The sequence below is a fragment of the Agromyces humi genome, assembly GCF_009720255.1.
Lineage (GTDB): Bacteria > Actinomycetota > Actinomycetes > Actinomycetales > Microbacteriaceae > Agromyces > Agromyces humi.
The window spans coordinates 1-7,096 of sequence record NZ_WJSP02000186.1 but is presented as its reverse complement, the minus strand read 5'-3'; the positions used below and the strand labels follow the sequence as shown (position 1 = coordinate 7,096).

Below are 7,096 nucleotides of genomic sequence, written 5' to 3'. Positions count from 1 at the left end.
CTGGAAGGACATCCTTCGCCGACTCCAGGACCGCATCCCGGAGATCCCAGACCGCGCCCGCGACGACGTCCCCGTCGGAACCTGGAAGGTGTCCGAGGACGGCACCTCGGTGCAGGAGTACACCGGGAACGACCGCGAGTCGCTGAACCCCTCGCCGCCGTCGAACGATGCCCGGATCACGTGCACGCCCGCCGACAGCTTCGGCAGCTTCACCGAGATGCGGCCGCGGTCCTTCGCCGTGAGCTCCACGGTGGCGAGCACCGTCGAGCCGTCGGTGATGGTGACCGTGCCCACGGGCTTCGACCCGTCGGCCGCGAGCACCGCGCCCACGTAGTGCACCGCCGAGCCCGCCTTGGCGAGCAGCTTGTTCGGCGCGCCGATCGTGAACGTGGCGACCGCGGGCGGCGCCTGCTCGTCGACCAGCACCGCGACCGAACGGGCCGGCACGGTGACCGAGCCGCTCGCGGCATCCCACGCCGTGGTCTTCACGACCGCGTCGGCGCCGTTCGCCTGCGCGTCGGTGAGGGCGAAGTCGCGGCCCGCGAGCCCGTCGACCTGCTCGGTGATCGCCTCGGGAGACGAGTTGAACACCACGAGGGCGCCGTCGAGCTCGGGGTCGGCGTCGTCGCCCACCAGGTCGTCGATCTTCATGACGATGAGGCCGGGCGTGGCGTCGGGGCCGCTGTTCGGGAAGCTGACCTTCTCGTCGATGAGCTCCGCCGAGCCGAGCTGCAACAGGTCGACCTCGTTCCGCACGCGAAGCAGGTCGAGCGCGGATGCCTCGGCCGCCGCGATGTCGGCCGCCCCGGGCTTGAGCGCCGGGTTCTCGAGCAGCGGCCGCATGACCGCCCAGTTGTCGCCGTTGTCGGCCTCGCCCGGCAGTCCCGACCCGAAGGTCGACTCCTGGCCGGTCCAGTCGATCCGGTTGAACCAGTCACCCGAGTTGTAGCTGTTGCGGTCGAGCGACTTCGAACGCAGGAGTTCCGTGCCGGCGTGCCAGAACGAGGGCGTCTGCGACAGGGTCACCGTCGCGAGCGACAGCGTGTTCATGCGCACCCGGTCGGCCATCGGCAGGTCGACGGGCAGCTTCAGCACGCCGAGGTCGTACAGCGTCTCGTTGTCGTGCGCGTCGACGTAGTTGATCACCTCGTCGGGCTGGTCCGCATAGCCCGCCGGGGCGCCGTTGTAGTCGACCTCGGCGCCGCTCTTCAGCACGCCGTCGTACCCCGTGAACTCGAAGTCGCGGAGGTTGCCGGCGAGGCCGAGCTTCACCAGGTCGGTCTGCTCCCCGAGCGTGCGGATCTCGGACTCGTCGCGAGCCAGCGGCCGTCCGTTGGGGTCGCCCGCGAGCCCGGTGCCGAAGCCCTGCTCGAAGAGCGACTCCCCGACCACCGGGCTGCCGCCGTGCACGCCGTCGCGGAGCCGGTCGTTGAACGAGCCGATGCCCGTGCCGCCGAGCTGCCCCTGCGTGGCCTGCTCGAACCGGGCGTTGTTCGCGACCTCGCCGAAGTTCCAGCCCTCGCCGTAGAGGTACACGTGCTTCCCGTCGACGCCGTCCTCTGCGAGCGTGAGCTCGTCGAGCGCGGCCCGCACCGCGAGCATGTTCGCCTTGGAGTGGTGTCCCATCAGGTCGAAGCGGAACCCGTCGACCTTGTACTCCTTGGCCCACAGCACGACGGAGTCGACCATGAGCTTCTCGGCAACCTCGTGCTCGGTCGCGACGTTCTGGCAGCAGGTCGAGGTCTCGACATTGCCGGCCGCGTTGAGCCGCTGGTAGTAGCCGGGCACGATCCGGTCGAGCACGGACTTCGCACCCTGGCCGGATGCCGCGGTGTGGTTGTAGACCTCGTCGAGCACGACCTGCAGGCCCATGCCGTGCAGCGCGCCGACCATCTCGCGGAACTCGCTGACGCGAGCGCCGCCGTTCGGGTCCACCGCATAGGAGCCCTCGGGCGCCTGGAAGTGGAACGGGTCGTAGCCCCAGTTGAAGCCGTCGAGGTCGCGGATGCCGTCGATGCAGGCCTGCTGCTCCTCCGACGCCGGACCGTAGGAGGCGAGGTCGCACGCGGGAGTCGCCTGCGCGGCCCGGTTCTCCTCGATCGTGGCGATGTCGAAGGTCGGCAGCAGGTGCACGGTGTTGATGCCGGCGTCGGCGAGCTGCTTCAGCTGGGCTGTGCCCGCGGAGTCGCGCGTGAAGGCACGGTAGGTGCCGCGCTCGGCCTCGGGCACCGACTCGTCGGTGATGGAGAAGTCGCGCACGTGCAGCTCGTAGATCGCCCGGTCGACCGGTCGGTCGACCACGGGCGCGGGCGTCTCGGCCCACTGCTCGGGCGCGAGCGACGCGTCGTCGAGGTCGGCGACGACCGTCCTCGTCGAGTTCGTGGTGAGCGCGACGGAGTACGGGTCGGTGACCGAGTTGGTCTCGATGGCGCCCGTCGTGGGCGCGTACACCCGCACCGACCAGCGGTACTCATCGCCGGCGGCGAGGCCGTCGACGCTCCAGGTGCCGTTCGCGTCGTCGAAGGTCGCCTCGATGACCTCCGGTTCGGCGGATGCCCCGGCATCCCAGCGCTCGAGCGACACCGCCTGCGCGGTCGGCGCCCAGAGCGTCGCGGTCGCCGCGTCGCCGCTCCAGCCGACGCCGAGCGGCACGGAGGCCACGGCGTCGGCGTAGAGGTCGTCGAGCACACCGGGGATCTGCACGCCGGTGAGCGCCGTCAGGGTGCCGTCCAGACGCTGGGCGACCTGGAGCTGCTCGGTGAGCAGGCTCGCCACCTCGCTGCGGTCGAGGCCTTCGGGTCGCAGCACCGTGTAGTCCGCGAGGTGCGGGAACTTCGCCGCCTGGGCTTCGGTGAGCCCGGCCGGGTCGTAGGCGAGCTCCACGGCCTCGTCGCCGCCGGTCACTGCGCCGTCCTCGACCGCGAGGGTCGCCTCCGGCGAGTGCTCCAGCGTGTACGTCGAACCGCTCGGGTCACCGGCGCCGGCGAACGTCGGCGGCACGGCGAGCGTGTCCTCACCCAGCCAGTAGGCGTTGGACTGGCCGACGCCCGGCAGCGGCGGGTTCGACACCTCGATCACGAGCACGTGCGTGGCGATCGTGTAGCGGAACGTGACGAGCTCGCCGTCCTTCGTGGTGAAGGCGTAGTTGGCGCCGCCCGGAGCACCGCCGACGCCGTAGTTCTCATCCCAGCTGCGGTTGTGCGCGACCTTGCCCTCGTAGGAGCCGGCCGGGATGGCCGTCGTCGAGAACTCGTACACGCCGTCCTTGTCGCCGTCCTGGAGGAGCGAGGCGAGGCAGTCGGGCTGCCAGTCGCCGGAGCATCCGATCTCGGACTGGAAGCTGCCGGGCGCCGTCACGACGGGGCCCTCGGCGGTCGACGAGACCACCTTGGTGTCGGGGTTCCAGAAGAACGTGATCGGGCCACCGTCGTGGCTGTAGGCGATGTTGCCACCGCCGGGTGCGCCGTTGGCGCCGTAGTTCACGTCCCAGCTGCCGTTGAGCGCGACCTTGTACTCGTAGTCGCCCGCGGGCACGTCGAAGGTGCCGGCGTAGATGCCATCGGCGCGCAGCGTGAGCTTCGCGGCCTCGCAGCCGGGCGTCCAGTCGCCGGGGCAGCCCATCTCCGAGTTGTGCGAGCCGGGCACCGTCACGAGGTCGATCGGCTGCTCGGGCTCCTCCTCCTCGACGAGGTTCACGGCGTTGCCGACCGAGGCGTAGGTGCTGGCCGCCGAGCGGTGGCCCGCGGCATCCGTCGACACCGCGCGGTACTCGAGGAGCGTGCCGTTCGCGAGGCCCGCCGTGTCGTGGAAGACGCGGGGGGTGGTGTCCTCGGCGGTGCCGAGCGCGTGCCAGTCGTCGGAGCCGGCCACGCGCCAGGCGAAGCTCGTCTCCTGCCAGGTCGCGTCGTCCACGTCGGCCACCACCGGCGCGATGCCCGTGACGCCGGCGCCCGCTGAGGGGCTCGAGACCGAGACGGCGGATGCCGCGTCGGGCGCGCTGACCGTGCGGTCGGCCTTCAGCACCACGGTGCCGAGGGCCGGCACGGTGACGGATGCCACGCCGTCGGCGTTCGCGGTGACGGCCGAGGCGTCGCCGTAGAGCACCTCGAACGCGCCGTCCTTCGTGAGGGTGGGCACGTCGACCGTCTTCACGGCGTTCGAGTTGTTCGACGCGACGAGGTACTCGACCTTCTCGGTGCGGTCGACCCGCGAGAAGGCGTAGACGCCCGCGCCGTTGTCGACGTAGCGCTCGATCTGCGCGCCGGTCGACAGTGCCGGGTTGGTGGCGCGAAGGTCCGCAAGGGCCGCGATGTGCTCGTACATCGGCGCGTCGGTCGCGAGGTGCGCGCCCGTGCCGAACGTCTCCCCCGTGACGAGCGGCTGGATCTGGTACTCCGCGACCTGCGTCGGGAAGAGGGTCTGGCGTGCGCTCTGGTCCCCGCCGGTGCCGGCGAAGCCCTGCTCGTCGCCGTAGTAGACGACGGGCTGGCCGCGCGTGAGGAAGAGCAGCTCGTGGGCGAGCTCATCACGCTGCAGCGGAGCATCCGTGCCCTGCAGGAAGTAGCCGACGCGGCCCATGTCGTGGTTGCCGAGGAAGGTCGGCAGCGCCGTGGCCGACGAGTCGGGGGTCGTGTAGTAGTCGTCGCCCGCGAAGAGCGACTGCAGGTTCTTCGCCGAGTTGCCCGCCGCGAAGCTCACGGCCTGCGACTGGAAGGTGAAGTCGAGCACCGAGTTCATGTCGGTCTTGCGCACGTAGGGGCTGAGCTTCTGCGGGTCGGCGTCGTAGACCTCGCCGAACATGAAGAAGTCGGGCTTGCCTGCCGCGTGGGCGTAGTCGAGCACCTGCGTCGACCACTGCTCCCAGAACTCGAAGTTCACGTGCTTGGCCGTGTCGATGCGGAACCCGTCGATGCCGAGGTCGATCCAGTCGTCGTAGACGTCGACGAAGCCGTTGACGACGGTGGGGTGCTCGGTCATCAGGTCGTCGAGGCCGACGAAGTCGCCGAACGTGACCGACTCGCCCTCCCACGTGGAGTCGCCGCGGTTGTGGTACAGCGTCGGGTCGTTGAGCCAGGCCGGCACCTTGAGGTCGGCGTCCTCGGCCGTCACGGTCGGCGTGTACGGGAAGCTCGTGTCGGCGTCGAGGGCCGGGAAGGCCGGGTCGCCGGCACCGGCGTAGTCGCCCGGGTCGAACGCGTTGCCGTCGGCGTCGCGGTAGGGGCTGGTCGCCTGGTCGATGTAGGAGTGCTCGCCCTCCTCGTAGTCGATGACGTCGGCCGTGTGGTTCGTGATGATGTCGAAGTAGACCTTGATGCCCTTGGCGTGCGCCTCGGCGATGAGCGCCTCGAGCTCGGCGTTCGTGCCGAGGTGCGGGTCGATCTGGGTGAAGTCGGTGACCCAGTAGCCGTGGTAGCCGGCGCTCGCATCGGCGCCCTCACCCTGCACCGGGCGGTTCTTGAAGCTCGGCGTCAGCCAGATGGCCGTCGTGCCGAGCCCGTCGATGTAGTCGAGCTGCGAACGCAGGCCGGCGAGGTCGCCGCCGTTGTAGAAGCCCTTCGCGGCGGGGTCGTAGCCGGTGGTCAGCCGATCGCCGGTGAGGCCGCCCTGGTCGTTGGCGGCGTCGCCGTTCTGGAAGCGGTCGGTCATGACGAAGTAGAACTGCTCGTCGCTGCCGGGCTGGCGCACCGGGTCGGCGACGAGGCCGGCGTCGGATGCCTCGTCGTACGCGCCGCGCAGGCCGGTGGCCTCGAGGCCCACGCGCTTCAGCGTGTCGTCGAACACGATCCGCACGGGGGTGTCGCCCTCGACCGTGAGCGGGATGTTGTCGCCGCCGCCGTTGAGGCCGTAGGACTCGGCCCACGCGTCGTCCACGGCGACCTTGTACTCGTAGCTGCCGGCCGGGATCGTGAATTCGGCGGCGTACACGCCCGGCGTGCCCGTGGCGGTGAGCTCCGTCTCGGCGCAGGCCGGCTCCCAGTCGCCGCCGGCGTTGGCGCCGAGGTCGGTGCATCCGAGCTCCGACTGCAGGCTGCCCACGAGGGCGAACGTGCGGGGCTCCTCGGCCGCGGCCGCGAGGCCCGGCACGAAGACGATGGCGGATGCCGCGAGGGCTCCCGTGACTGCTGCAGCGAACCAACCGCGGGCGCGCACCCGTTGCGTCATCCTTGACTCCCGATTCCCGGCACGACCGCGTGCCACCGACTGCCGAACCTACAGCCCGACGCACGTTAATGCAAGCGCTTGCAATGATTGGCAGGTGCGGATGCTCCCGGCGGCGGCCGGCGCGTCATCTCGGGCGTCTTCGCCGACCGACGAGTGGAAACGCTCTCAACCGGTGACCCTCGTTCGCGTGACGCGTCGGCCCTGGACTCTCACGGGTGTGGCGCAGCGGTCACAACAGGCGGCCGAGCGCCACAGCCCGGAACCGTTCCTCGCGCAGCTGCGCGGCGACCAGCCGCCGCTCGTGCAGCTCGGCGAGCTCCTCGCGGGTGGGTGCGGCGTGGCGCTGCTCCGCGCTGCGGCTCCACGCGAGGAGCGCGAGGCCGCTGCGACGTGAGATGCGCCGGAGCAGGGTGTCGCCACCCGACGGGCGGACGATGCCTGCGGTGCCGATGACTGCGGTGTTCATGATGACCCCTCGATCCGTGGTTCGCGTCCCGTTCCCGGGCTCATTCCAGTTCTACGGCGAGGTGGCGGGTCGGCTCGTCGGCGAGGACTACCGAGATCGGACGCAGCGGTTACCGAGATCGCCCGCCGCTGGAGGGGTTCATGCCGAGAGCAGGCCGAGCTCTCGGGCGGCGCGCACCGCGTCCTGGCGGCTCTGGACGCCGAGCTTGGCGAGCACCGCCGCGACGTGGCTGTCCACCGTGCGAACGGAGACCACGAGCCGGTCGGCGATCTCCGCGTTGGTGAGGCCCTCGGCGAGGAGTTCGAGCACCCCGACCTGGCGATCGGTCAGTCCCTCGGGGTTGCGCCGGGTCACGCTCGAGGGCCCACGAGGAATGCTCCGCACGCCGCGGGCTCGGAGGTCTGCGCGCACCCGCCGCGCGAGCGGCGCGGCGCCCAGGCGGTCGAGGATCACGAGCGCGTCGAGGAG

General features: G+C 70.8%; 3 protein-coding genes. All 3 read right to left on the bottom strand.

Features of this window, described 5'->3' with window-relative positions:
• A partial coding sequence (gene pulA, locus GH736_RS14130) for a pullulanase-type alpha-1,6-glucosidase (protein ID WP_159604357.1) occupies window positions 1-6,162 on the bottom strand: 6,162 nt, incomplete at its 3' end.
• 229 nt (window positions 6,163-6,391) lie between these two features.
• Window positions 6,392-6,628: a hypothetical protein gene (locus GH736_RS14125; RefSeq protein ID WP_159604355.1), complete on the bottom strand. Its 237-nt coding sequence runs from the start codon at window positions 6,626-6,628 to the stop codon at window positions 6,392-6,394.
• A 138-nt stretch (window positions 6,629-6,766) separates the two neighbouring features.
• Window positions 6,767-7,096 (bottom strand): helix-turn-helix domain-containing protein (locus tag GH736_RS14120; RefSeq protein WP_162529564.1); only part of this gene is annotated, 330 nt, incomplete at its 5' end.

Bases quoted from the DNA above. Each gene is read 5' to 3' on its own strand.
- GH736_RS14125 (WP_159604355.1), bottom strand. From the start codon at position 6,628: ATGAACACCGCAGTCATCGGCACCGCAGGCATCGTCCGCCCGTCGGGT.